General features: G+C 62.4%; 22 protein-coding genes and 1 pseudogene. 7 read left to right on the forward strand and 16 right to left on the reverse strand.

What is annotated here, in order from left to right; translation table 11 throughout:
* Positions 1 to 53 precede the first annotated feature (53 nt).
* Positions 54 to 713 carry a helix-turn-helix domain-containing protein gene (locus JOE62_RS10040; protein WP_338085777.1) on the reverse strand — a complete coding sequence of 220 codons (660 nt, stop codon included), beginning with the start codon at positions 711 to 713 and terminating at the stop codon, positions 54 to 56.
* Here JOE62_RS10040 and JOE62_RS16305 point away from each other — a divergent pair.
* Both JOE62_RS16305 and JOE62_RS10055 read left to right on the forward strand, forming a co-directional pair.
* Positions 705 to 1,640 (forward strand): annotated as a pseudogene (locus tag JOE62_RS16305) (NAD(P)/FAD-dependent oxidoreductase). The gene JOE62_RS10040 and the pseudogene JOE62_RS16305 overlap by 9 nt on opposite strands.
* Before the next feature lie 675 nt (positions 1,641 to 2,315).
* Entirely contained in the window at positions 2,316 to 2,519 is a 204-nt protein-coding gene (locus JOE62_RS10055; RefSeq protein WP_013349123.1) for a cold-shock protein, read from the forward strand.
* 68 nt (positions 2,520 to 2,587) lie between these two features.
* Here the strand turns inward: JOE62_RS10055 and JOE62_RS10060 are convergent, their stop codons facing one another.
* From JOE62_RS10060 to JOE62_RS10100, 9 genes are all read right to left on the reverse strand, one after another.
* Positions 2,588 to 3,802: an FAD-dependent oxidoreductase gene (locus JOE62_RS10060; RefSeq protein WP_204722250.1), complete on the reverse strand. Its 1,215-nt coding sequence runs from the start codon at positions 3,800 to 3,802 to the stop codon at positions 2,588 to 2,590.
* A gap of 52 nt (positions 3,803 to 3,854) precedes the next feature.
* Positions 3,855 to 5,126 (reverse strand): MFS transporter, encoded by a 1,272-nt coding sequence (locus tag JOE62_RS10065; protein ID WP_204722251.1) that lies wholly within the window; start codon positions 5,124 to 5,126, stop codon positions 3,855 to 3,857.
* Positions 5,127 to 5,258: 132 nt separating this feature from the next.
* Complete coding sequence (gene nrdF, locus JOE62_RS10070) at positions 5,259 to 6,233, reverse strand: class 1b ribonucleoside-diphosphate reductase subunit beta (protein ID WP_038991231.1); 975 nt, start codon at positions 6,231 to 6,233, stop codon at positions 5,259 to 5,261.
* A gap of 214 nt (positions 6,234 to 6,447) precedes the next feature.
* On the reverse strand, positions 6,448 to 8,586 hold the full coding sequence (gene nrdE / locus JOE62_RS10075) for a class 1b ribonucleoside-diphosphate reductase subunit alpha (protein ID WP_204722252.1): 2,139 nt from the start codon (positions 8,584 to 8,586) through the stop codon (positions 6,448 to 6,450).
* Positions 8,583 to 9,068 (reverse strand): class Ib ribonucleoside-diphosphate reductase assembly flavoprotein NrdI, encoded by a 486-nt coding sequence (nrdI, locus tag JOE62_RS10080; RefSeq protein WP_073706167.1) that lies wholly within the window; start codon positions 9,066 to 9,068, stop codon positions 8,583 to 8,585. Before nrdI ends, nrdE begins: the two co-directional genes overlap by 4 nt.
* A gap of 43 nt (positions 9,069 to 9,111) precedes the next feature.
* Positions 9,112 to 9,342 carry a glutaredoxin-like protein NrdH gene (gene nrdH / locus JOE62_RS10085; RefSeq protein ID WP_013349130.1) on the reverse strand — a complete coding sequence of 77 codons (231 nt, stop codon included), beginning with the start codon at positions 9,340 to 9,342 and terminating at the stop codon, positions 9,112 to 9,114.
* Positions 9,343 to 9,870: 528 nt separating this feature from the next.
* On the reverse strand, positions 9,871 to 10,608 hold the full coding sequence (locus tag JOE62_RS10090) for a YggS family pyridoxal phosphate-dependent enzyme (protein ID WP_204722253.1): 738 nt from the start codon (positions 10,606 to 10,608) through the stop codon (positions 9,871 to 9,873).
* Positions 10,609 to 10,682: 74 nt separating this feature from the next.
* On the reverse strand, positions 10,683 to 12,407 hold the full coding sequence (poxB, locus tag JOE62_RS10095; RefSeq protein WP_204722254.1) for a ubiquinone-dependent pyruvate dehydrogenase: 1,725 nt from the start codon (positions 12,405 to 12,407) through the stop codon (positions 10,683 to 10,685).
* A gap of 160 nt (positions 12,408 to 12,567) precedes the next feature.
* Positions 12,568 to 13,329 carry a YggS family pyridoxal phosphate-dependent enzyme gene (locus tag JOE62_RS10100; RefSeq protein WP_204722255.1) on the reverse strand — a complete coding sequence of 254 codons (762 nt, stop codon included), beginning with the start codon at positions 13,327 to 13,329 and terminating at the stop codon, positions 12,568 to 12,570.
* Between the two features lie 119 nt (positions 13,330 to 13,448).
* Here JOE62_RS10100 and JOE62_RS10105 point away from each other — a divergent pair, with 119 nt between their 5' ends.
* Complete coding sequence (locus JOE62_RS10105; protein WP_204722256.1) at positions 13,449 to 13,805, forward strand: cupin domain-containing protein; 357 nt, start codon at positions 13,449 to 13,451, stop codon at positions 13,803 to 13,805.
* Here JOE62_RS10105 and JOE62_RS10110 read toward each other — a convergent pair.
* Positions 13,802 to 14,863 (reverse strand): PLP-dependent cysteine synthase family protein, encoded by a 1,062-nt coding sequence (locus tag JOE62_RS10110; protein WP_204722257.1) that lies wholly within the window; start codon positions 14,861 to 14,863, stop codon positions 13,802 to 13,804. The two genes, JOE62_RS10105 and JOE62_RS10110, sit on opposite strands and share 4 nt — an antisense overlap.
* A gap of 80 nt (positions 14,864 to 14,943) precedes the next feature.
* Between JOE62_RS10110 and JOE62_RS10115 the strand changes: the two genes are divergently transcribed.
* A complete protein-coding gene (locus JOE62_RS10115; protein ID WP_204722258.1) occupies positions 14,944 to 15,705 on the forward strand; it encodes a TspO-related membrane protein in 762 nt (253 codons plus the stop codon).
* A 116-nt stretch (positions 15,706 to 15,821) separates the two neighbouring features.
* Positions 15,822 to 16,169, forward strand: coding sequence for a hypothetical protein (locus JOE62_RS10120; protein ID WP_204722259.1), 348 nt, complete (start codon positions 15,822 to 15,824; stop codon positions 16,167 to 16,169).
* Positions 16,170 to 16,234: 65 nt separating this feature from the next.
* On the opposite strand, the gene JOE62_RS10125 is transcribed toward JOE62_RS10120, so the two are convergent.
* Together JOE62_RS10125 and JOE62_RS10130 are read right to left on the reverse strand one after the other, a co-directional pair.
* Positions 16,235 to 18,787 carry a choice-of-anchor I domain-containing protein gene (locus tag JOE62_RS10125; protein ID WP_338085778.1) on the reverse strand — a complete coding sequence of 851 codons (2,553 nt, stop codon included), beginning with the start codon at positions 18,785 to 18,787 and terminating at the stop codon, positions 16,235 to 16,237.
* Between the two features lie 151 nt (positions 18,788 to 18,938).
* Positions 18,939 to 19,778, reverse strand: coding sequence for a hypothetical protein (locus tag JOE62_RS10130; protein ID WP_204722261.1), 840 nt, complete (start codon positions 19,776 to 19,778; stop codon positions 18,939 to 18,941).
* Positions 19,779 to 19,848: 70 nt separating this feature from the next.
* Between JOE62_RS10130 and JOE62_RS10135 the strand changes: the two genes are divergently transcribed.
* Positions 19,849 to 21,531, forward strand: coding sequence for an ATP-binding cassette domain-containing protein (locus JOE62_RS10135; protein WP_204722262.1), 1,683 nt, complete (start codon positions 19,849 to 19,851; stop codon positions 21,529 to 21,531).
* Here the strand turns inward: JOE62_RS10135 and JOE62_RS10140 are convergent.
* Positions 21,528 to 22,160 carry an AmiS/UreI family transporter gene (locus JOE62_RS10140; protein WP_204722263.1) on the reverse strand — a complete coding sequence of 211 codons (633 nt, stop codon included), beginning with the start codon at positions 22,158 to 22,160 and terminating at the stop codon, positions 21,528 to 21,530. The two genes, JOE62_RS10135 and JOE62_RS10140, sit on opposite strands and share 4 nt — an antisense overlap.
* Before the next feature lie 117 nt (positions 22,161 to 22,277).
* Positions 22,278 to 24,005, reverse strand: coding sequence for an L-aspartate oxidase (locus JOE62_RS10145; protein ID WP_204722264.1), 1,728 nt, complete (start codon positions 24,003 to 24,005; stop codon positions 22,278 to 22,280).
* A gap of 78 nt (positions 24,006 to 24,083) precedes the next feature.
* Between JOE62_RS10145 and JOE62_RS10150 the strand changes: the two genes are divergently transcribed.
* Entirely contained in the window at positions 24,084 to 25,004 is a 921-nt protein-coding gene (locus tag JOE62_RS10150; protein ID WP_204722265.1) for a LysR family transcriptional regulator, read from the forward strand.
* On the opposite strand, the gene JOE62_RS10155 is transcribed toward JOE62_RS10150, so the two are convergent.
* Positions 24,988 to 25,614: a pentapeptide repeat-containing protein gene (locus tag JOE62_RS10155; protein ID WP_204722266.1), complete on the reverse strand. Its 627-nt coding sequence runs from the start codon at positions 25,612 to 25,614 to the stop codon at positions 24,988 to 24,990. The two genes, JOE62_RS10150 and JOE62_RS10155, sit on opposite strands and share 17 nt — an antisense overlap.
* Between the last annotated feature and the right edge of the window lie 5 nt (positions 25,615 to 25,619).

The following is a 25,619-nucleotide window of genomic DNA, read 5'->3' on the forward strand; positions in this document are numbered from 1 at the left end:
CGGTCTTCAATACTCTGCCCTCAGGCTACCCAAGAGTAATTGAATTCACTAAACTAGCCGGCTGTGTCGTGCTCATGGGCTCGCTGGCCGGCATGATCCATGATTCCGAGCACCTCGGCAACACCATTGACCGCCCACATCGCATGAGGAGTCATGGTGTCGAACTGGGCGGATTGACCCGCCTTCACATGGTAGGTTCGATCCCCCAGCTTCAGCTGGATCTCGCCGAGGAGCACTGTGAACCATTCCTTGCCCGGATGGATGCGCAGCTCGGTGGGAGCGGGCGCCTGCGAAGGATCGAAGCGCATTTTCGAAACATTGACACCGTTCACCGCGTCATCGGTGGACAGCTTCCACATGGTGACCCCCGGCATCGAAATCGGCTCCGGGCGGATAATGATCTCGGCCTCAGAGGTTGACGCTAGCTCGTCCAAACTGGTGTTCAACGCCTTGGCTATGGGTATCAGCTGGTCAAGGGCAATACGACGGCTTCCTGTTTCGATCCTGCTGAGCGTGGAAACGCTGAGGGATGCCTTGCTCGCCAATGATTCCAATGACCATCCAAGATTCTGCCGAAGCGTCCTGATGCGTTGCCGGATAATCTGATCCACATCGATTTCTTGCGTCATGCGCAAAACGATACACCCTTTGGCGCAAGTCGTCGATACCGTGGACAGTACACCGAACGCAGCAAGGAGAGGGACATGGAACATTACGAAGCAATCGTCATCGGCGGCGGCAGCGCGGGACTCGCGGCCGCCATCGCGCTAGGCCGTTCGCGGCGCACTGTGCTGGTTATCGATGAAGGAAAGCCGCGAAACGCTGCAGCGCAGCATGCGCATAACATCCTGGGAAACGAAGGCATCAATCCCCTTGACTTCTTGTCCCGCGGACGGCGGGAGGCCATGAACTATGGAGTGCAAATTATCGAAGGCACAGTCGACCAGCTCGGCGGTTCGATGGAGACCGGTTTCAGCGTCACGATGTCCGGCCAAGCATTCAGCGCAGACCGCATCATGCTGGCGACGGGTCTGGTTGATGACTTGCCTCCGATTCCAGGCCTGGCCCGCGCATGGGGCGATACCGCGGTCCACTGCGCTTACTGCCATGGCTAGGAAGTCCGCGACCAAGAAATCCTGGTTCTCGGTATCGGGCCCATGAGCACCCATCAAGCGATGATGTTCAGCCAGCTAAGCCCTAGCATCACCTTCATCAACCACACCCCGGCCGCATTGAACGACGAGAATCGCGCAACACTTGCCGCCTTGGAAATACCGGTCATCGAGCAAGCAGTGCAAGCGATCGATTTCGATGCTCAGGGAAATCTGGATTCAGTGACCCTTGCAGACGGCCGAAAGGTCAACGCGCAGGCACTGGTAGTGGCAAGCCAGATGAACGCGCAAGCCTCGCTTTACCTGTCGCTCGGCGGGCAGCTTGCCGAAAATCCGCTTGGCACCTTCATCCAAGTCAATGAAATGGGCGCTACCGCTCTGCCCGGAGTATACGCCGCCGGAAACGCAAGTAACCTGGGCGCGATGGTCATGGCCGCGGCAGCATCTGGAACGGTCGCAGGAGCTGCCATCAATGCTGATCTGCTGGGCAGTCGGTTGGCTGAGGCCTCAGCGCCAGCGAAGCCGTAGTTGCCGGCTCTGTCCCCTGGCGCACTGTTTTCCAGGGGGCCGAGCTGCGGCCGCCCAGGGGCACGCGAATAATGCTCATCAATTTTACAGAGAATTACTTTCTGCTGACGCACTAGTCAATCGACAAGTCGTGAACTCCGTTGGCGCGATTCACCTCGGCAGGTTGCCCACGTATCACACGTCACGCCCCACCGGACGGCGATCAATGGTAGGCTTTATTCGTTACCTCAACGGTTGCAGGTGTGAGTCCCCGCCAGCAATTGTTAGCAGTAGGATTTGTAGCACAGCCAACAAATCGTCTGTGCTTTGCAAATCGGTTCATCGATCTTCAGATTGAATGAACTCCTATCGAAACGAATTCTTCATCTTCTCTTCTTCACTGCAGATAAAACATCTCGACGTTTCCGTGCGTCACTTTTCTGTGGCTTCCTTGTTCTACTCCGTTAGCGTGGGGTCATTACCCGCTAGCAGCCTGGAAACCGATGATGTCTAAGCACGTGCAGCGACCCCCGTTTTGGCCGATACCGGCAAAATCAGTATTCGATGCTCCGTATCGACGGCAGGCGAATCGTTCTCGGCAGCTCTGCGCGAGGTAACCCCTAAATTTTCCGATTCGAAACTTCGGATCGGCAACCAGGCCACATCGTGGCCATCAATAAATAAGGAAATAACACTATGGCCACTGGCACCGTAAAATGGTTCAACGCTGAAAAGGGCTTCGGCTTCATCGCTCCTTCGGATGGATCGGCTGACGTCTTCGCACACTACAGCGCAATCCAGAGCTTCGGTTTCCGTAGCCTCGAAGAGGGCCAGACCGTTGAGTACACCCTGGAAGCTGGTCCAAAGGGCCCACAGGCAACCAACATCCAGGCTCGCTAAGAGACTTTCTTCAAAGGTGCAGTTCCCCGCAAGGATGGAACTGCACCTTTGCTGCTTTTAACCGTTTTCTACCGGCAGGCTTCGACCGGAGGTCGTTCCCGAAGAACCCCTACACCAAGCAGACGAGCCGGCAATGTCGTGAGCTTCGGGAACAAGCGAAAAGCGGAAGCTACCGGCATCGGCACCCGGAATTCGCCGCTGGCCTGCATGACGCGGGTTAGCCCGCGATGCATAACTCGTTGAACCATCTGTGTAGCAACTGTCGGGACGGTTCGGCGGCGTTGTACTGCTGCCACATCATGATCAGAAATCGTCCCCTCCCGAAGAGGCCGCGCCAAGATCCGTGCCGCTGCTACAGCATCCTGCACAGCCAAGTTGATGCCGATTCCCCCAACTGGACTCATGGCATGGGCAGAATCCCCAATGCACAGCAGGCCTCTCCGCCACCACTGTTTCGCACGATTTAGCTTGACGTCCAGAAGCTTCGCATCATCAAGGGCCAAACTCCGTACGCCATCTGCCAGCTCGGGGGCGGCCTGGATGATTGACTTCCTCCATGACTGGACGCCTTCTGCGCGTAGCCGGGCATCGTGCCCCTTCGGTAAAAGCATGGCTGCCTGCACGTATCCCTCGCGCGGAATCAGGACAAAAGATCGATCCTTGGCGAACGCTGGAGTCAGTTCGTTCTTTCGATCCACGTTGCTTGGAATCTTGAACCACCACACATCAATCGGTACGGAGAATTCCCTCATCGGCAGTGCGGCTGCTTCTCGGACACGGGACCACCTGCCGTCTGCCGCAATAGTGAGCAAAGCACGCATTTCACCGCCGCCGGCCGAGTCTTCATATTTGACGCCAACTATGCGGCCTCCTTCGGTGACAACGTCAGTTACCGAAGTACACATCCTCAGCTCGAAATTCGGTTCCGCTGCACCTGCACGAGCCAACAAGTTGAGGAAATCCCACTGCGGCGCCATGGCGATGAACGGAAATGGATGCTCCAACCGCGACAGGTCGAGAACTGTAGCTGGCGAACCGTCCCTGGCGGGTATGCTTGCCTGAGCAACCTTGCTGAAATCGATCTTTTCGAACTCGCTCATCAGCCCGATTTCATCAAGCAACTGCAGCGTTGAGGGGTGGATGGTGTCACCACGAAAATCCCTGAGGAAATCGGCATGCTTCTCAAGAACCGTTACTGGCACACCGCTGCGGGCAAGCAGCAAACCGGCCACCATTCCGGAGGGTCCTCCCCCAACGATAATGCACCGTGTATCTTCTGCCATGAGCCCGTAACCTTCCGCATGAAGTAACCAGCTTCCAGCTTGGCACTATCCGCTAATCGTAGACAGCATCCGAGCTGTTTGGCTTCAAATTCACAGCAATCATGAGCATCGCGAAGATCAACAGCACCACGGCCAGCCCTTGGAACCCGACGGCTCCCAGAACCGGGCCAGCGCTAAGCCCTCCAAGCACACCGGCAAGATTCATGCAGAGATCCGAAGTGCCTTGCAATTGCGGACGTTCCGAAATACCAACCGCCCCGGAAATCATTGTTGCCCCGGCAACTGTGGCCGCAGACCAGCCGAGTCCCAAGCTCAGCAAAGCAAAGGTTGTCACGGTGTGGCTCTCTGAATCGATCCACACGAGTATGCTTGCCGTGATCAGCAATACTTGCCCAGCAAAGATGATCGTCCGCGCTCCTGCCTTGTCCGTGAGCCAGCCGAATACCGGCGACAATGCGTACATCCCGGCAACATGAATTGAAATCGTGATGCCGATGAGCGTGAGGCTTGCCCCTTGATGCTGCATGTGGATTGGAGTCATTGACATCATGGACACCATGTAGAGGTGGGTCAAAGCCACGGTGAGCACCGCACGTCGAGCTGCCGGAGTGTTTTTCAGGATGCTCCAGCCTCGGCGGCGAAGTTGGGCTTTTTGCGCGTGGGCAGCTGCTCGTTGCTGTGCAATCTGCAAAGGGTCGGGACGCAAGCCAACCCAGTAAACCAGCACGCCGATCAGTTGCGCGCACATGGCGATGAGAAAGCCTCCGGTAAACGATGGGAGACTTATGAACCGAGCGAGTTCTTCGCCAGGCTCGAACAAGTTGGGACCAATGACTGCGCCGATGGTTGTCGACCATACGACGATGGAGAGATCACGGCCGCGAGTGGATTTGCTGGACAAATCCGTGGCAGCGAATCGGGATTGGAGATTCATTGCCGAGCCGGTTCCTAGAACCAGCATGCCGAGCAGCAGCAGCGGCCAATATCTCAGGAATGCTGAGGCAATGATGATGGTGACGCCGCTGGCCGCCAGCAAGGCACCTGTTGATAGCGAAACACGCCGGCCGAATTTCTGAGCGAGCATCGCCAGCGGCAGTGCCATGACGGCGGCACCCAGTGTATTCATGGTTGCTGCCATGCCGGCCAGTTCATCGAGCCCGGAAACATTCACAATCAGCAGCGACCCCAAGGTCAGGGTTGCGCCACTGCCCAAGCCACCAAGAATCTGTCCTGCGGCGAGAACAGAAATGGATTTGCGTCGAATCCGCTGGATTTGCTGGTCGTCCAATGAACTTTGTTCATCCGAAGTGGATTCGATCTGCACATTGACTCCCGCGCATTGATAGCAACTCGTACTTTCCAAGTATCTACCAATTGCCGCTGTGCGTTGCGTATAGCGTCGCTCATGACAAAGGCCCCACCAAATTGGTGGGGCCAGTGTCGGAAAAGCTAGGTACTAGAAGTCCCAGTCCTCGTCTTCGGTATTTACTGCCTTGCCGATGACATAGGAGGAACCGGAACCGGAGAAGAAGTCATGGTTCTCATCAGCGTTCGGGCTCAACGCAGCCAAGATAGCTGGGGATACGTCGGTCACGGTGGATGGGAACATGGCCTCGTAGCCCAGGTTCATCAGAGCCTTGTTGGCGTTGTAGTGCAAGAACTTCTTGACGTCCTCGGACAGGCCTACCGGATCGTAGAGGTCATGGGTGTACTGGACTTCATTTTCGTACAGTTCGTACATCAGCTCGAAGGTGTAGTCCTTCAGCTCCTGCTTGCGTTCTTCGCTGGCACCTTCCAGACCCTTCTGGAACTTGTAGCCGATGTAGTAGCCGTGGACTGCTTCGTCACGGATGATCAGGCGGATCAAGTCAGCAGTGTTGGTCAGCTTAGCGTGCGAGGACCAGTGCATTGGCAGGTAGAAGCCCGAGTAGAACAGGAACGATTCGAGCAGGGTCGAAGCGATCTTGCGCTTGAGCGGGTCTTCGCCGTGGTAGTAGCTCTCGATGATCTGGGCCTTCTTCTGCAGGTTCACGTTCTCGGTGGACCAGCGGAAGGCTTCATCGATTTCCTTGGTGGAGGCCAGGGTCGAGAAAATCGAGGAGTAGCTCTTGGCGTGCACCGATTCCATGAAGGCAATGTTGGTGTACACTGCTTCTTCGTGCGGGGTCAGTGCATCCGGGATCAGCGAGACGGCGCCTACGGTACCCTGCAAGGTGTCCAGCAGGGTCAGGCCGGTGAAGACACGCATGGTCAGCAGCTTTTCGTCTTCGGTCAGGGTGGCCCACGACTGGATGTCGTTGGACAGCGGCACCTTCTCCGGAAGCCAGAAGTTATTGACGAGTCGGTTCCAGACCTCCACGTCCTTATCGTCCTGGATACGGTTCCAGTTGATTGCTTCAACCTTGTTGGTGAGCTGAATCTTCTCGGTCATTGCCCCTCATCGAAAAGCTAAATCGTGTTAAGAACTTCGCGTACAACTCTACAGTTCTTTCGAACGGTGCCGGTGCAGCAAGGTCCAGAGTTCATGTCGGATCGTTGACACGATCTGAAGTGGTTTTGATGTGCAACAGCTGCCGCTGGACGGAGCCCTGCGGCAGCTGTTGCGTGATGCCATGGACCGGCCAACCGGTCAATGGCTCAAGGTCTTACAGTGCGCAGGAAACGCAACCTTCAACCTCGGTGCCTTCCAGCGCGAGCTGGCGCAGGCGGATGTAGTACAGGCTCTTGATACCCTTGCGCCATGCGTAGATCTGGGCCTTGTTGATGTCACGAGTAGTGACGGTGTCCTTGAAGAACAAGGTCAGCGACAAGCCCTGGTCGACGTGCTGGGTTGCAGCGGCGTAGGTGTCAATGATCTTCTCGTAGCCGATTTCGTAAGCGTCTTCGTAGAAGTCGGTGTTCTCGTTGTTCATGTAAGGAGCCGGGTAGTAAACGCGGCCGATCTTACCTTCCTTGCGGATTTCGATCTTCGCTGCGACCGGGTGGATCGAGGAGGTCGAGTTGTTGATGTACGAGATCGAACCGGTTGGAGGAACTGCCTGGAGGTTCTGGTTGTAGATGCCGTGCTCCATAACCGAAGCCTTCAGGGCCTTCCAGTCTTCCTGGGTAGGAATGTGCATGCCCTCGAATAGTTCGCGGACGCGCTCGGTAGCTGGTGCCCATTCCTGCTCGGTGTACTTGTCGAAGAACTCGCCGGAGGCGTACTTCGAGTTCTCGAAGTTGTCGAAGGTCTCGCCGCGTTCCATCGCGATCTTGTTCGAAGCAGTCAGCGCGTGGAACAGGATCGTGTAGAAGTAGATATTGGTGAAGTCGATGCCTTCTTCGGAGCCATAGTAGATGTGCTCGCGAGCAAGGAAGCCATGCAGGTTCATCTGGCCCAGGCCAATGGCGTGCGACTTGCGGTTGCCATCGGCAATCGAAGGAACTGAAGCGATGTCCGACATGTCCGAAACGGCGCTCAGCGCACGAATGGCGATCTCTACCGAGGTAGCCAGATCTTTGCCGTCCATGGCCTTGGCGATGTTCATCGAACCGAGGTTGCAGGAGATGTCCTTGCCGACGGTCTTGTAGCTCAGGTCGTCAGCAAATTCCGAAGCGGAAGAAACCTGGAGGATTTCCGAGCACAGGTTGGACATGGTGATGCGGCCGGCAATTGGATTTGCCTTGTTCACGGTGTCCTCGAACATGATGTACGGGTAACCGGACTCGAACTGGATCTCGGCCAGAGTCTGGAAGAACTCGCGGGCGTTGATCTTGGTCTTCTTGATGCGCGCATCGTCGACCATGTCGTAGTACTTCTCGGTGACGGAGATTTCGCTGAACGGCTGGCCGTAGACGCGCTCGACGTCGTACGGGCTGAACAGGTACATGTCTTCGTTCTTGCGCGCCAGTTCGAAGGTGACATCCGGAATGACAACACCCAGGGACAGGGTCTTGATGCGGATCTTCTCATCAGCGTTTTCGCGCTTGGTATCCAAGAAGCGGTAGATATCCGGGTGGTGCGCGTTCAAGTAGACGGCACCGGCGCCCTGGCGTGCACCGAGCTGGTTCGCGTAGGAGAAGGAATCTTCAAGAAGCTTCATGACCGGGATGACACCGGAAGACTGGTTCTCGATCTGCTTGATCGGGGCACCATGCTCACGCAGGTTGGTCAGCGACAGGGCAACACCACCGCCGCGCTTGGAAAGCTGCAGCGACGAGTTCACCGCGCGGGCGATGGACTCCATGTTGTCTTCGATGCGAAGCAGGAAGCAGGAGACCAGTTCGCCGCGCTGCGCCTTGCCGGCATTCAGGAAGGTTGGGGTAGCAGGCTGGAAGCGGCCTTCGATGATCTCGTCGACCAGATGCCGGGCCAGCTTCTCGTCGCCGCGTGCCAGGTGCAGGGCCACCATGCAGACGCGGTCTTCATAGCGTTCCAGGTAGCGCTTTCCGTCGAAGGTCTTCAAAGTGTACGAAGTGTAGAACTTGAAGGCGCCCAAGAAGGTTTCGAAGCGGAACTTCTTGCCGAAGGCGTGCTTGAACAGATCCCGGATGAAGTTCATCGAGTACTGGTCGAGGGTTTCGCGTTCGTAGTACTCGTGCTTGACGAGGTATTCAAGCTTCTCGTCCAGATCGTGGAAGAACACGGTGTTGTTGTTCACGTGATCCAAGAAATACTGGCGAGCCGCATAGCGGTCTACCTCGAACTGGATCTTTCCATCTGGACCGTAGAGGTTCAGCATGGCGTTCAAGTCGTTGTAGCTCAAGCCCTGGAACTGGGCTGGGAGCTCCTTTGAGCTCTTCATCGTTGCTGCCGGTTCTGCGACGCTGGTGTCCAAAAGGTTTCAAGCCCTTCTTTGACGTTGAGAACGTCTTCTGAGGTTCCCATAATTTCGAATGTATAAAGCACGGGTACGTTGCATTTCTCGGCAATGCGCTTGGCCGCAATGCAGTAGTACTCGCCGAAGTTTGTATTCCCCGCACCGATCACGCCGCGAAGATTCGCCCGGTTCACATCATGCCGCAGGAACTTCATGATCTGCGGCATGATTGAACGCTTGCCTTGCTCTCCGCCATAAGTGGGTATGAGCAGCACGTACGGGGCTGTCGAGATGAGCTGCGGTTCGGTCGCGTAGACCGGAATCCTCGCGGCATCCATCTCGAGCTTCTCCACGAAACGCTTCGTGTTCTCCGAAACCGATGAGAAGTAAATCAGGTTCGAATCGGTGAATTCCAGCGGTTCCTGGGCCTCAGCATTTTGCCTGTCGGCAAGTGCTGCAGGTGCCATTATTTTTTCGCCTCCACTAGAAGATAGCGGATGGAGTTCTGAATTAGTTGGCTGGTGCCAGCAACTCGATCTTGTCTGGGCGGAAACCCGACCAGTGATCGTCATCGGTGATTACGACAGGTGCCTGCATGTAGCCCAAGCCACGAACGTGCTCCAAGGCTGCCGCATCCTGAGAGATGTCTACCTTGTTGTACTCGACACCCTTCTTATCCAGCGCGCGGTAAGTAGCGTTGCACTGAACGCAGGAAGGCTTCGTGTAAACCGTGATGGCCATGTCCCTGATCCCCTTTGGAAAGTCTATTTTCGGCTAGGTTCCCGGATTCTCGGAAAGTACCTAGCCATCCTCTCGGATGCCTCGAAACCACTGCTTCGAGGTGCTTCTGGTGCGAGCCGCACCAACGAGTTCAATACTACATCTTGTGTTTGGCCGGTCAAGCGGCCACAACATGATGTATTACAAGTATGTCATTCATCCACGATGACGTCCACAGGATCTGTGGATACTAACCCCCGTTTAAACCGCTATTTCTAGCGGACCCGGCTCCTTTGTCCACAGGTTGGCAGAACTCCATTGTGGGTTAAAAATTCTTCTGTGAGATGTTCGTCGGCGTGTTTCGCTTCCCCTATCCAGTTCCGGGTGCACATCGTGCACCCCTACATGTAGTGTCAGCCTCTGAACCGACAGTTTGGGAGCCGCACGACCGATTGTGGAGAACGCAAAACAGGGGCAGCTAAGACCAGGGGCAGCTAAGAAATATCAGCTGCCCCTGGTCGCGAAGCCCAGAAACGATTCAGGGGCTCTTTAGGCCGGGTAGGTCCGGGCACCGAAGATTCCCTGGCCCACGCGCACAACGGTGGCTCCTTCGGCGATGGCCAGCTCGTAGTCGCCGCTCATGCCCATGGACAGGTGCTGGAAGCTGTCAGGAGCATCCTGCCGCAATTGGTCACGGGTCTCGCGCAGCAAGGAGAAGCTGCCGCGGATGGATGCTTCATCGGTGGTATTCGCCGCCATGGTCATCAGGCCCACCGGCTTCAATCGGTCCAGCGACGCCAAACCGGCAAGCAACCCGGCTGCCTCGCCAGCCTGGATACCGGATTTGCTTTCCTCCCCGGAGGTATTGACCTGGATGAAGACCTCCAGCGTCCGATCTTCGAGCTCCAGTCGGCGTTGCAAGGTCTCGGCGAGTTTCAGCGAGTCCAGCGCATGGAATTCATCAGCGAACTTCGCCACGAACTTCGCCTTGTTCGTCTGCAGCGGACCAATGATCGCATAGCGCAGGTGCGGGAACTTCTCGCAGAAATGCTCGTACTTGCCCTGCGCCTCTTGGACCTTGTTCTCCCCCAGCGTGTTCACACCGGCGGCGATCGCCAAGGCCAAGCGGTCGGTATCGATGGTCTTGGTCACCGGAAGCAGCCGGACCGAGCCGGCGTCCCGGCCCGCAGCCGTTGCCGCCGCGGCGATCTTCTGGTTGACAGTTGCCAGGTTGCGGGTGAAATCCTCGATGGTGGCCGCATGCAGAGCGGCAGGTTGCGAAGCCAAAGCGCCAACTTTCTGATGTCACAAACGTGTTGCTGGTGCCAAGGGCACCAGCAACAAGCATAGGCACAATTCCGCTAGAACAGTTGGCGCCAGTTGGTTTTCGCCAGATCCAGCAGCTCGTCGCCGCGTCCGGAGAGCACGGTCCTCAGGGCATACAGGGCAAAGCCCTTGGCCTGCTCCAGCTTGATTTCCGGCGGCATCGACATCTCCTGGCGGTCGGTCGCCACATCCAGCAGCGCAGGACCGTCATGAGCCAGGAATTCTTCCACCGTGGCTTCGAGCTGCGCCGAATCATCCACCCGGTAGCCCTTGAGCCCGGAGGCAGTGGCCACGGCCCCGAAGTCGGGATTGTGCAGATCGGTGGCGTAGGTGACGAAGCCAGCGGCCTTCATTTCCAGTTCCACGAAATTCAGCGAGGAGTTGTTGAACACCACGATCTTGATCGGCAGCTTGTTCTGCGTGGCAGTGAGCAGCTCGCCGAGCATCATGGCCAATCCGCCATCCCCGGCGAAGGCGATCACCTGGCGTTGCCGGTCAATTGCCTGGGCGCCCAGTGCGTGGCACAGCGCGTTGGCCATGGAACCGTGGTTGAAGGAGCCCAGTACCCGGCGCTTGCCGGTCATCGACAGATAGCGGGCCGCCCAGATCACCGGGGAACCAACGTCGGCGGTGAAGATCGCATCCTCATCTGCGTGCTGGTCGATCAGCCGGGCCAAGTACTGCGGATGGATCGCGGCGCCGGGTTTGGAGGGCGTCGCCAGCTCGTCGAGCTTCGTACGGGTCTTGCGGTAGTGCTCCACCGCTGCTTCCAGGTGCTTGCGGTGGGTCTGCACCGGGAGCACGGCGGCCAGCGCCGCGGCAGTGTCCTTAACCGTACCCACCAGCGGGATGTCCACCCGCGTGCGCTTGCCGATCTGCTCGCCACGGATATCCACCTGGATGATGGTCGCATCCTGCGGGTAGAACTGCTGGTAGGGGAAATCGGTGCCCAGCATCAGCAGCACATCGCATTCGGCGATCGCCTTGGCGCCCGAAGCGAAGCCCAGCAGGCCGGTCATGCCCACATCGTACGGGTTGTCGTATTCGATATGCTCCTTGCCGCGCATGGCATGCACGATCGGCGCAGCGAGCTTTCCTGCCAGCTCGATCACTTCTCCGTGGGCGCCGGCCACACCTGCGCCGGCGAGAATGGTGACCTTGCGCGAACTTTCAAGGACCTCTGCGGCGCGTTCCAGCTCCTCTTCATTGGGCAGCACCCGCGGATTGGTCTTGATGATTTTCTGCGTGGGCGTGCGTTCCATTTCCGCCAGCGCCACATCGCCGGAAATCACCAGCACCGCCACACCGCGCTTCTCGATGGCCTCGCGCATCGCAATGCGCAGCATCCGGGGCATCTGCTTGGGATCGGAAACTTGTTCGGCATAGACGGAGCATTCGCGGAAGACTTCGACCGGGTGCGTCTCCTGGAAATAGTTGGAGCCGATCTCTCCGGTAGGGATGTGCGCGGCGATCGCCAGTACCGGGACGCGCGAGCGGTTCGCGTCGTACAGCCCATTGATCAAGTGCAGGTTGCCCGGTCCGCACGAGCCGACGCAGACGGTCAGCTCGCCGGTGATTTCCGCCTCCGCCGCTGCGGCGAAGGCGGCGGCTTCCTCATGGCGGTGGTGGACCCATTCGATCCGCCCGTTCTCCCGCAGGGAATCGGTCAAGCCGTTCAGGGAATCGCCCGGGATGCCGTAGATGCGGCGCACTCCCTGGGTATCGAGCTGTTCAATCAGGTGGTCGGCTACGGTAGGCAAAACATTCCTCCTGCACACAATGTTCCAGTGGGTCTGCTCTTCACCCTACTGCGCCGACCGGCTGCTGTCATGGGCATACGCCGCAAATTCAAGTTCTTCCCAGCACACCGGCCTGTGACAGGACGAACAAGCGCAGACCAGCTTCCCACGCCGCCGGAAACTAGCCGGCGAACCCTGGCCAATAGTGCGAATCAGGTAAGGCCCGCGCACCGAATAGGCCCTGGCCCACGCGCACCACCGTGGCTCCTTCGGCAATGGCCAGCTCGAAGTCCCCGCTCATCCCCATGGACAGCTCTTCCACGCTGCCCAGATTCAATTGGCGAAGCTCTTCGCGCACGGCAACCAGCTTCCGGAAGCAGGCGCGGACCAGTTCCTGCTGTGGCGAGAACACCGCCAAGGTCATCAATCCCTTGACCTGCAGCCGCTCAAATCCCTGCAATTGCTTGAGGAATACCGGAGCCTGGCCAGGTTCCAGCCCGAACTTGGATTCTTCCGACGACGTGTTCACCTGGATGAACACTTCAAGGGTGCGGTCCTCGATCTCCAGCCGGCGCTCCAACGCCTGTGACTGGCGCAGATTATCCAGGGCCTGGAACTCGTCGGCGAACCGGGCCACGTACTTGGCCTTGTTGGTTTGCAGGTGCCCGATCACCGAGTACTTCAGCTGCGGCAGGTCCGCCAGCGCCTGGGATTTCTCCCACGCTTCCTGCACCTTGTTCTCCCCCAGCCAGTGAACCCCGGCCGCGATCGCCAGGCGCAGCCGTTCAGCCGGGACCGTCTTGGTCACCGGCAGCAGCCGCACGCTGCCCGCCGCCCGGCCGGCCTTGGCCTCCGCCGCGGCAATCCGCGCGCGGATGGAAGCCAGGTTCGCTGCGAAATCCGCTTGGGTGCTCGCATGCCGCGCTGCTGGACTTTCAGTCATCTTCCCTCCTTGGCTCCCATCCTAGGCACCAATCGCCTGCGCCCGCACCTGCCGCCGCTCCGGTGCTCTGCTGGGTTGGCTAAGCTTGAGCCAGCAGCACAGCACTTCAAGGAGAGACGATGCCCGAACCGCGCCGTATGGCCAACACCACCGAACTGGCCGCCGGAAAATCCAACGGAGCGATCTGGAAGCTGCAACCCGAGCAGCGCGACCTGGACGCCAACGTCATCTCGCTGGCCCCAGGCGAAAAGATCGGGCAGCACCAGGGCCCGGAGCTCGACGTGCTGCTGCACGTCTTTGCCGGTTCCGGGGTGCTGCGCACCGCCAGCGGATCCATCGAGCTGGCCGTCGGAGACATCATCTACCTGCCCGCCCGCTCCCAGCGGCAGTTCGTGGCAGGCGATTCCGGCTTGGGCTACTTCTCGGTGCACCAGCGCAAGCACAAGGCCGGACTGATGCCCACCCTGCGCAGCTAGTCCCAGGCTCCCGTTTCGAGGAAGCGCTCGAGCTGTGCTTGATAGGGTGCCAGATCCAGTCCCTGCCCGGCCACCCATTCAGGGTTGTAGTAGGTCTTCGCGTAGCGCTCGCCGGAGTCGCAGATCAGCGTCACCACCGAGCCCTGCTCGCCGCGCTGCAGCATCTGCGCGATGATCGTAAAGGCCGCATAGAGGTTGGTTCCGGTGGAGCCGCCGGCGAAATAGCGGGTCTTGGCGCGCAGGAAGTTCATGGCTGCCAGCGAGGCCGCGTCGGGCACCTGCACCATGCGGTCGATCACCCCGGGCACGAAGCTCGGCTCCACGCTGGGCCGGCCGATCCCCTCGATGCGCGATCCGCGGCCCGTCGCGTAGCCCAGGTCCCCGGTGCGCCATCCCTCATAGAACGACGAGCCTTCCGGGTCGCCCACGCAGATCCGGGTCTCATGCCGCTTGTAGCGCGCATAGCGCCCGAACGTGGCGCTGGTGCCGCCGGTCCCGGCACCGACCACGATCCAGCTGGGAATCGGATGCGCTTCGGCAGCCATCTGCGCGTACACCGACTCGGCAATGTTGTTGTTCCCGCGCCAGTCGGTGGCCCGCTCGGCATAGGTGAACTGGTCCAGGTAGTAGCCGCCGGTGCCGGCCGCCAGCTCGCGGGCCGCCGCGTCGACGTCTCCGGCCGCGTCCACCAGGTGGCAGCGGCCGCCGTAGAACTCGATGAGCTCGATCTTCTCCGCGCTGGTGGACCTGGGCACCACCGCGATGAATTCCAGCCCCAGCATCCGCGCGAAATAGGCTTCGGAGACCGCGGTGGACCCGCTGGAGGCTTCCACCAGCGTGGTGCCTTCGGAGATCTTCCCGTTGACCAGCCCGTAGAGGATCAGCGAGCGGGCCAACCGGTGCTTGAGCGAGCCGGTGGGGTGCACCGACTCGTCCTTCAAGTAGAGCTCGATCCCCCAGTGGCCGGGGAGCTCGAAGCGATGCAGGTGGGTGTCGGCGCTGCGGTTCGCGTCAGCGTCGAGCAGGGAAATGGCACGTCGTACCCAAGGCTCAGTCATGCTTCCACTCTAGCCGTGGCGAACCATTTTGGTCCCCGGGCCGTGGTACGTTCGGATTCGTGAAGACAAGGCTGGTTACCGTGGGCTATGCGGCCGCCATCCTGCTCGGCTTGGGCTGGGCGGCATGGGCGGTGCTTTCGGCCGCCGGGCTGGAAGATCGCGCCGGCGGCTGGCTGGGCCAGGATGCCACCGTCGCCTCCGTTCCGCGCATCGGGCAGCTGCCCTGGTTCGGGCTGATGGGCGCCGTGGCGTTCTACGCGATCTGGCAGTGCCTGCCGCAAGAACGCACGGGGCTGCACCACCGGCTGCGGCCCTGGGTGCTCGGCGCGGTGCTGTGCAATGCCCTGTGGGTGGCGTTCCTGGAGCGCGACCGCATCGGCGCCTCGCTGGCCTTCGGCCTGCTCCTGCTGGCCCTGCTGGTCCGCATTGTGGTGATGGTCGGCAGGACCGCGGCGCTGCGGCAGGTGGACCGGTGGATCACCCGCGCCAGCTTCGGCCTGTTCGCCGGGTGGCTCTCGGTGATCGTGCTGGCCGAGACCGTCGCCGTCACCGCGCACTCCGGCGCGGACGCCGGCTCGCTGATGTTCAAGGGCGCCTGCGCCCTCGCGGTGCTGCTGCTGGCGCTGTTCCTCAGCGCGGTCAGCTTCAAGAACCCGATGGGGATCTACCTGAACGCCGGTGCCCTGTGGGTGATCGGCTGGATCATCGCCGACCGCTATACCGGGCAGTCCACTTCGCCGGGGTTCGCCACGGTGCTCTCGGTCGCCGCGATCCTGATGGTGCTGTGCCTGTCAAGCGCGTTGCGCATCCGGATCCGCGCGCTGCGCCGGCCCTCCCAGTAAGTTCCCAGTTCGCAGTGAGCGCAACGGCGCGTCCTTGAGCGCCAACCTCCGGCTGGCTAGGCTGGAACCGAGACCTCAAGGTCTACCCGACTCCAGGTCCACCAGAGAGGAACAACATGTCGAAAACTGCCAAGAGCTTGAAGCAAGTTGAGAAGTCGCTGGCGAAACTCGCCAAGACCGCCAAGGAAGAGCTGCCCAAGGAAATCCGCGGCAGCTGGAACGAGGCCGTCGCCGGCGTCAACACCGATGCCATCAACAAGGCCGGCGCCAACCTGATCGAAAATGTCGGTGGGAACTCCAAGGCCGCCAAGCGTGCCCGCGCCTCCGTGGAGAACGCCGTGCAGGCGGCCCAGAAGAGCCTTTCCGCCCCGGAGAAGAAGTCCGGCAAGGGCGGCAAGTTCCTGCTCATCTCGCTGGTCATCGCCGCCGTGGCAGCGGTCGTGATCTCGCAGAAGAAGAACTAGTTTTAATCAGCGAAGGCGTGGCACCTGCGGGTGCCACGCCTTCGCTGTGCCCGGGGACCCTCCGGCTACTTGGCGCGGGCCCGTGAGCTCTTGATCGCCGCCGCCGCGCCGAGCAGCGCGATCACCGCGCCCACCGGGATCAGCCAGAAGCTGTTGGCGCCGGTGTCGGCGAGGTTTTCTCCGGCTTCAGGCTCGGCTGGCCGCGACTGCTGCGGCGCATCCGTAGGCGCCTGGGGCTGCCCGGATTCCCGCTGCGGGGACTGCGAAGGGCTCGTCGTTGGTTCCGCAACCGGAGCTTTGCTCTGTTCCTCACTTGGCTGCTGGCTCGGTTCGCCGCTTGGAACTTCGCTCGGCTCGTCGCTCGGTGCCGGGCCGGCCAGGTCGAACACCTCATCGGCCGCACCCAGGTGCGCGAACACGGTCTCGCCGGTGGCGTCGTCCACCGCATCGTTGTCGGTCACCACGTAGACCTCGCCATCGGCAACGGCCAGGCCCTCGAGCTTCTCCTGGGTCCATCCGCTGGTTTCCTGCAGCGCCGGCAGCGCATCGGCCGCCAGCGTCTTCTGCACCAACGGCACTTCCCCGGCCGCAGCGTCCGGAAGCCGCACCTGGTAGATCTTCTTGTGCGCGGCGTCAGGCCCCGCCAGGTTATCGCGCTCGATCACCGCGTAGGAGCCATCGGGCAGGGCGGTGATTTCCGACAGGCCGTTCCAGGCGCCGTCCGCGGCCGCTTCCAGCTGGTAGCCGTACCAGCTGAACTCGCCGGTGGCCGGCAGGTACTTGCCCAGGCGGACGTAATCCTCTCCGGGCAGCTCGCGCTGCACCGCGAACACCACTTTTTCCTTTTCGCCTGAGCCGGTGGCGGCGATGCCTTCCAGACCGTGCTTGCCCAGCTCCGCCAATTCAGGCAGCGCGATCTCCTCCTGCACCACGCCTTCCGCGTCGATGCGCACCAGCAGGTTCTGCGCCCCGGTTTCCCCTTCATGGGCTGCCCAGAATCCGCCGTCGGCGCGGGCGGCAAGGCCTTCCAGGTCCAGTTCGACACTGGCGCCGGTGACCGCCATCGAGGATTCGACGGTGGCCGGGATGCCGGCTTCCAAGTTGTAGATGCGCGGCTGGTACGCGTTGTCGCTGACCGCGAAGAGCTGCGAGGCATCGGCCGGGTTGGCCGACAGCCCGCTGAGTGCGCCGAACGGCACCGGATCGTGCGGATCGGAGGACAGCTGCGGGAATTGCGGCGCGGCGGCACCGAAGCTGAACAGGTTCAGCGCCGAACGCACCCCGTTCTCGGCCTCGTCGGTTTCCGAGGAGACGGCGAGCAGCTCGCGGCCCGGGATCGGCAGGATGCCTTCCGGCCCGTTGGTGGTGGGCAGTGTCTGCACGTACTTCGGCGCGCGCGGATCGCTCATGTCGTAGACCGCGACGAAGTTCCCGCGTTCGGAGGCGACGAAAGCGTAGTCGGTGCCCTGGTACTCGCCGATGGCCAGGCCCTCCGGCTCGGTGCCCTTCTTCCCTGCCCGGCCTTCGGGGAACAACCCCTGGGACAGCGCGAGATGCTCGAAGCTGTTTCCCGCATCCCACACCGGTTCGCCGGTGCTCGAATCGAAGACGGTGAAGCCGCGGCTGCCGCCCTTCCAGTCGCCCTCGTTCGCGGTGGCCAGGTAGCGGTCCTGGATCCAGCCAATGGCATCCGGCTCGCGTGGCACGCCCTGCAGCGAGCTTGTGGGATCTAGTTTTCCGTCCTCGTCGGTATCGATTCCGTCCAGGTCCACGGTGCCGGCGCTGAAGGCCTTGGCGATGGTGCCGCTCGGCAGGTCGATCAGCACGATGCCGTTGTTTTCCTGGAGGGTGACCGCCGCCTGGTTGCGCGAGTTGATGCTCACGTATTCGGGTTCCGGATCCTGCGGGGTGTCCAGCCCTGCCTGCGCCAGCTCATCCAGCGCTTCGGGGTTCTCGCGCGTTCCGCCGGCCAGCGGCACCTCGCGCAGAGACCAGTCCGCCGGGGACTCGCCCACCGTATCGAGGATGACCACGGAACCGGCCGGAGCCTGCGGCAGCCCGCCGTCCCCGGCATCCTCATCGCGTTCGTTCTCGATGGCGATCGCCGCGTAGGCGCCGTCGGCGGACAGCGCAATGGAATCGGGCTGGCCCGGCAACGCGATGCTGTGCACCAACGTGCGGTCGGCGATGCGCACCACATCCACGCGGCCCGAGGGCTCGCTGTAGCTGGTAGAGGTGTTGACCACCACCAGCACGTACTCGCCGAATGCGGCGACACTGGTCGGCTCGTCCTGGGCGCTGCCCAGCTGGTGCAGCGGCAGGGTGCCCAGGCCCACCGGCTTCGCGGCGTCGGAAATGTCGACGAAGCCGATCTGGCGCGAGAGCGCATCGGTGTAGATCAGCGTCTGCCCATCGGCCGAGACGGTGGAGATTTCCGCGGCGGTCTGCGCCACGGCGCCCTCGGGATGGTTCTGGTGCACCGGGTAGGTGGCGGTGCGCTCGAAATAGCTTCCGCTCTCCGCGTTGGCCCCTGCGGCCAGTGCCAGCGGTGCGAGGCCCCCGGCCCCCAATGCCAGCGCGGCAAGGATGCCCGCTGACCTCTGTGCGGTTCGATTCACGTCGGTAGTCCCCCGAAAATTGCTTGGCGTTTGCTTGAGATGACCTCCCAAGATTCGCAAGTCTTTGAGACCGGCAGGCGAACACCAGGTGACGCCCGGGTGTCCGCTGGACGTCGCTTTCGACGCAACTGATCCAGCAGGCAGGCGGCCGCTAGGCCCAGGGCGTGAACTCGCCAGTTCGGGCCAACCGGTCGCCCAAGGGACCGATAACCGCAAAAGCATCCTGCCCACCGAATCCGTGGACCGTGTCGCGCTGGATCAGTGTGGTGCCATCGGCCAGCTCGATGCTCATCGCAAGGACCATGCTGGCGCCGGTTGCCTGCCGCTGTTCTTCAAGGCGCCCGGCGGTGACCGCTTCCACGATCTGCGCCAGCTGCGTGGGGACATCGCTGAAATCCAGCCGCCAGTGCACTTCGGCGGCGCCGGCGGCCCGCGGCAGCATCGAGATCTGGCCTAGGCCATCGGAGCGCACCTGGGCAAAGTGGCCGTAGCGCTTCGCCAGTTCCTCAGCGAGTTCACGCAAGTGGACGCTTGCGCTGCTGAGCTCGAACTGCGCGCGAGCCGCGTCTTCGCGCGCTGAGGGATCCGACGGGCAGCCCAATTGCGGATCCCAGTCGCAGATCTGGGGCAGCTGGTTTGGGTCGAGAAGTTCCAGGGTGACGTGGATGAGATCGTGATTGAAGTCCGTGCCCGCAGGGACGCTGGTGGTCGGGGTGATCCTGGCCGGCTCCCCGGAGGGCAGCAGCACTCCGGGATCGCCGATGGCTGGCTCGTAGTGGTGGTCGATGTAGTGGATGTCCGCCACTATGCCGTGCACCGGACTCACCGGCACCCCGGATTCGCTGAACGTGTCGTGGTCATTCAGCTCGTAGACCACGGTGCCATCCGGGTAGCGCAGCCGAGCGAACTCCCAGCGGACCTTCTCGCCCACTGCGAAGCCCGGATGGCAGCAGGCATGAAGCGCGCCGGAGATGTCCAATTCGATCTGCATGGCACTACGCTAGCCCAGCGCCGGTTGCCGAGGCGGGAACGAACCGGCCAAAGCCCGATAGGATTGCCAGGTGGCCCATATCGACGTAACAGACATCCAGTATTTCCTTTCCGACGGCACCCAGTTGCTGGGCGGGGTGGCGTTCAAAGTCACCGCCGGTTCCAAGACCGCGCTGATCGGACCCAACGGCACCGGCAAGACCACCCTGTTCAAGATCATCGCAGGAGATCTGAAGGCCGACGAAGGCTCCATTAACCGCACCGGCACCCTGGGCATCATGCGCCAGTTCGTCGGGCAGGTGCGCGACGAGTCGACGGTGAAGGACCTGCTGCTGTCCACCGCCGCCCCGGCGCTGGCCCAGGCCGCCGCCAAGGTCGCCGAGTACGAGGCGAAGATGCTCACCAGCGAGGACGAGAAAGTCCACATGCGCTACGCCGAGGCGATCATCGAATGGGGCGACGCCGGCGGCTACGAGCTGGAAACCACCTGGGACAAGGTCTGCATGGCTGCCTTGGGCGTCGGCTTCGACAAGGCCGGGGACCGGCTGGCGCGCACCCTGTCCGGCGGCGAGCAAAAACGCCTGGTGCTCGAAGCGCTGTTCGAGGGCAACGACGAGCTGCTGCTGCTGGACGAGCCGGACAACTACCTGGATGTGCCGGGCAAGCGCTGGCTGGAGGAGACGATGTCCCGCTCCAATAAGACCGTGTTGTTCATCAGCCACGATCGCGAGCTGCTGAACAACGCCGCCACCCGCATCGTCACCCTGGAACCGGGCCATGGCGGGGCGACCGCCTGGGTGCACGGCGGCGCGTTCGGTTCCTATGTGGAGGCGCGCAAGGAGCGCAACGAGCGCTTCGAGGAGCTGCGCAAGCGCTGGGACGAGGAGCACGCCAAGCTCAAGGAGCTGGTGAACATGTACAAGACCAAGGCCGCGTTCCGCTCCGACATGGCAAACCGCTACCAGGCGGCCACCACTCGGCTGGAGAAGTTCCTGGAAGCCGGCCCGCCGCAGGCCATCCCGCTGGAGCAGAACGTGCAGATGCGGCTGAAGGGCGGTCGCACCGCCAAGCGCGCGATCGTTGCCGAGCAGCTTGAGCTGGCCAACCTCATGAAGCCCTTCAATACCGAGATCTGGTTCGGCGACCGCGTCGGCATCCTGGGGTCCAACGGTTCGGGCAAATCGCACTTCCTGCGTCTGCTGGCCTCCGGCGGCACCGACCCGGAGCGCGAGCACCTGCCGGTCTCCGACGTGGTCATCGAGCCGGTGGAACACGCCGGCACGGTGAAGCTCGGGGCGCGAATCCGCCCCGGCTACTTCGCGCAGACCCATTCGCGCCCGGATCTGTTCGGCCGCACGCTGCTGGAAATCCTGCACCGCGGCGACGAGCACCGCTCCGGGCTGCCGCGCGAGGCGGCCGCTGGAGCACTGGATGGCTACGGGCTGGCCGGGCAGTCGGAGCAGAAGTTCGACTCCCTCTCCGGCGGGCAGCAGGCGCGCTTCCAGATCCTGTTGCTGCAGCTTTCCGGGGCGACGCTGCTGCTGCTCGATGAGCCCACCGACAACCTCGACCTGCATTCGGGCGAGGCGCTGGAACGCGCCATCGACGCGTTCGAGGGCACCGTGCTGGCGGTCACCCACGACCGCTGGTTCGCCCGCGGTTTCGACCGCTTCCTGGTCTTCGGCTCCGACGGGGTGGTCTACGAGTCAGGCACCCCGGTCTGGGACGAGGGCCGGGTGCAGCGCGAACGCTAGGCCGCGAGGTTCTGGCGCGCCTCCAGCGTTCTGTCCGAGCGAAGCCCCTGCCAGGCGCTGAAGCCCAGTGACACCGCCTCAGCCGCCAACGCCGCAAGGCCTGCGGCCGGTGCGGATGTCCAGATCCCGTTCTGGGCGAACAGCGCCGGCACCGTGCTGGACGGGATTCCGGCGCTGACCAGCAGCCAGCCGGCGAAGCGCTGCAGCTCGATGCCACCTAGCCGTTGCACCCCCAGCGCATGCTGCAGGAACAGGCACAGCCACATCAGCGCCCACGACAGCCAAATCACCGCGAAGATGGGATCCGTGCTCAGGGACATCACCGCCTTGTACACGGCGATCACCGCCACGAAGGCGCTGAACCAGCCGAAGGCGCCGGTATCGAAGCCACAGAGCGTATTCAGGCCCACCAGCAGATAGGTCATTCCGAACAGGTAGCTCGGCCAAGCGCCATTTACCATCAGGGTGTCGCTGCCGGCCTGGACCATGATCAGCGTAGGCAGCAGGATTTGCACGCCGCCCACCATGAGGTTGAGCACTGCGGCCGAACGGGCCGGAATTCGGCTCAGGGACACCAGCCCGTTGATGAACAAGAACAGGCCTACGAAGACCAGCCCGACGTGGGCCATTGATTCCTCAACTCGCGCGGCTCACCCCCGGATGCGGATCCGGGAACCGGACCCGTGTCCTGCCGCTAACGACAGTTTCAGGTACCGATGCCCGGCTGGCAAATTCGGGTGAAATCGTTACTCGACCAGCTTGCCCTCCTGGGAGACTTCGGTGATCAGTTCCGCGATCTGCTCCGGGACCTCGGGAATCGCTTCGTGGGTGATCCCGGTGCTCGGCGACCAGACCAGGTTCACCTGCAGGGCCGGGTCCATGGCCGGGTAGTCGCTGCGGTTGTGGCAGCCGCGGGTTTCGCGGCGTTCGAGCGCCGCTTCCAGCGTGGCCCGGGCGGCCAACGCCGCGGACTGCAGGTCGAAGGCGTGCGCCAGGTCCTGGTAGCCGGCGATGTCCGGGTGGATTCCCACGTTCTCCATGCGCTGCTCGATTCTCTCCAGCTTCGCCAGGCCTGCCAGCAATCCCGCTTCATCACGCACCACCCCGGCATGCTCAGTCATCAGGTCCCGAATGGCGCGCTGCAGGCTGCGCACGTTTTCCTGGCCCCGGGATCCGAGCAGCTCGGCGATGCGGGCGCGGGCGTCGGCGACGGCCTGGGCCGAGCGTGGCTGGGCGGCCAGCGAGGCGGAATACTGCGCCGCGTGCTGCCCCACGATGCGCCCGAAGACCAGCAGTTCGATCAGCGAGTTGCCGCCCAGCCGGTTGGCCCCGTGCAGCCCGGAGGAAGCCTCGCCGATGGCGTAGAGCCCGGGAACCTCGGTGGCATGCGTCAGCGGATCCACCCACACCCCGCCCATGGAGTAGTGCGCGGTCGGGGCGATCTCCATCTTCTGCTCGGTGATGTCCAGCATCTGCAGTTCCATCATGGTCTGGTAGACCCGCGGCAGGCGTTTCATGATGACCTCGCGGTCCAGGTGCGACACGTCCAGCCAGACTCCGCCGTTCTCGGTGCCGCGGCCCTCTCGGATTTCGGTGTAGGCGGCCAGTGCGACGCGGTCGCGGGTGGACAGCTCCATGCGCTTCGCATCATAACGGGCCATGAAGCGTTCGCCCAGCGCATTGGTGAGGATGCCACCTTCGCCGCGCGCGGCCTCGGAGACCAGGGTTCCGGCGTCGCTTTCCGGTTCGATGATTCCCGAGGGGTGGAACTGCACCAGTTCCGGGTCACGCAGTCGGGCGCCGGCCTGGACGGCCAGGCGAAACGAGTCGCCGGTGTTCTCGTCGCGGCGCGAGCTGCTGCGGCGCCAGATGCGGTTGTGCCCGCCGGCGGCCAGGATGACCGCGTCGGCGTGGATGAGGTAGCCGGTGCCGTCGTTGACGTCGAAGCCGTAGGCGCCGAAAATCCGGCCTTCGGCGGTGAGCAGTTCGGTGATGTAGACGGTGTCGAGGATCGGGACCTGTAGCTGCTCGGCCCGTTTGATGAGGGTGCGCTGGATTTCCAGCCCGGTGTAGTCCCCGGCGAAGGCGGTGCGGCGGAACTTGTGGGCGCCGAAGAAGCGCTGGGAGATGCGGCCGTCGGTTTCGCGGGCGAAGTTCATGCCGTAGCGTTCCAGGTCCTCGATGCCGCGGGCCGCGCCTTCGGCGACGACCTGCACGGTGCGCGGATCGGCCAGGAAGTAGCTCTCCTTGATGGTGTCCGCCGCATGCTGCTGCCAGCTGTCCTCGGCGTCCATCGTGCCCAGCGCCGCGTTGATGCCGCCGGCGGCCAGCGCGGTGTGCGCATCGTGGCGCGGGCGCTTGCCCACGGCCAGCACATCGGTGCCCGCCTCGGCCAGCTCGATGGCCGCGCGCAAGCCGGAACCGCCGGTGCCGATGACCAGTACGGAAGTGGATATCTGCTGTTCATTTCTCATGTTTTCCAGCATCGACCCGCGCCAAGAATACGTCCAATGAATTATTGGCATGATGTCCATAGCAGTAGGCTATGCAGCATGAACCTAGAGCAATTGCGCGGCTTCACCGCCATCGCCGATGTGGGGCACTTCACCCGGGCTGCCGAACAGCTCCATCTGACCCAGCCCTCCCTGAGCCGGCAGATCGCCACGCTGGAGCAGGAGCTGGGCTCCGAGCTGTTCCACCGCGCCCGCGGCAACATCACCCTCACCGCCGCCGGACAGGCCCTGCTGCCCCGCGCGCGCCGGATGCTGGCCGATGAGGAATCCATCCGCACCGAAATGGCCGATCTGGCCGGGCTGCGCCGCGGCCGGGTTCGCCTGGGCGCGCCTCCGTCGCTGTGCGTCTCGCTGGTGGCCGAAGCGCTGTCGATCTTCCGCACCCGCTACCCCGGAGTGCAGCTGCAGATGATCGAAGCAGGATCGCACAAGCTGCTGGAGCAGCTCGATGGCGGCGCGCTGGATCTGGCGCTCATCGTGACCTCGGAGCACGCGGTGAACGGCAGCCACCTGGAGAACCTGCCGCTGCTGGAAGAACAATTGGTGGTCATCGACTCGCTGGAGCACCCGCATCTGGCGGTGGACGAGCTTGATTTGCGCGCGTTGGCGCCAGTGCCGCAGCTGGCCTTCGCGCACAGCTACGACCTACGCGCCAGCACCGCCGCCGCCTACAAGTTGGCCGGCCTGGTGCCGAATATCGTCGTGGAGGGCGGGGAAATGGACGCGGTGCTGCGCTTCGTGCAGCGCGGGCTCGGCGTCGCCGTGGTTCCGGCGACGGTGGCGCTGGACGCGCCGGGGGTGCGGTCCATTGCCCTGCGCGAACCGCTGTCCCGGACCATCGGACTGGCGCACCGGCGCGATGTCTCATTGACCCGCGCGGCGACGGCCATGCAACACCTGCTGTCCGAAACGGCCGCGCAGCTGGCAGCCGGCCACGGGCAAATCAGCTCCCTAGCTTGATCCCCAGGTGGCTGGCCATCTCCTCACCCAGCAGGCCCAGCTGCAGCGAGCTGATCTGCGCGCCGCGCAACCCATCGACACCTTCCACATCAATGAAGTCCAGCCCCTGCAAATCCACCTCGCGCAGTTGCGCACCATGGCAGTTGATCTGCCCGGCCCGCGAATCGGCGAAGCCCAAGCGCTGGATCCGTGCGCCCAGATCGATCTCGTCGAATTGGCAATTGCGGAAGAGCACATCGCGCACCGTCGCACCGCGCAGATTCAGCCAGCCGAACTTGCAGTTCTCGAAGACCACGCCATCAAGCTGCGCCTCGGCGAAATCCGCAGAACCGAAGCGGCTGTGGTTCACCCGCACGTCGTTGAGGAACACCCCGGCAGCCTGCAGCGCCAGTGCCCCGGCCTGCTCGAGCTCGCACTGGATCAGCCGGGCATTGTGCAATGTCTCGATCTGCACCGAACTGAACCGACATTCCTCCAGCCGCGCACCATCGGCCGCCAGCGGTTCATCGAAATCCCGGAAGTGCAGCAGCTCAACATAGTCGTCCCCCAGATCGCCGCGGTAGCCGCGGGCCAGCTCGGGCAGGGTGAAGCGGCGGATCCTCGGTGCCAATACGC

Source organism: Glutamicibacter nicotianae, assembly GCF_016907615.1.
Taxonomy (GTDB): domain Bacteria; phylum Actinomycetota; class Actinomycetes; order Actinomycetales; family Micrococcaceae; genus Glutamicibacter; species Glutamicibacter nicotianae.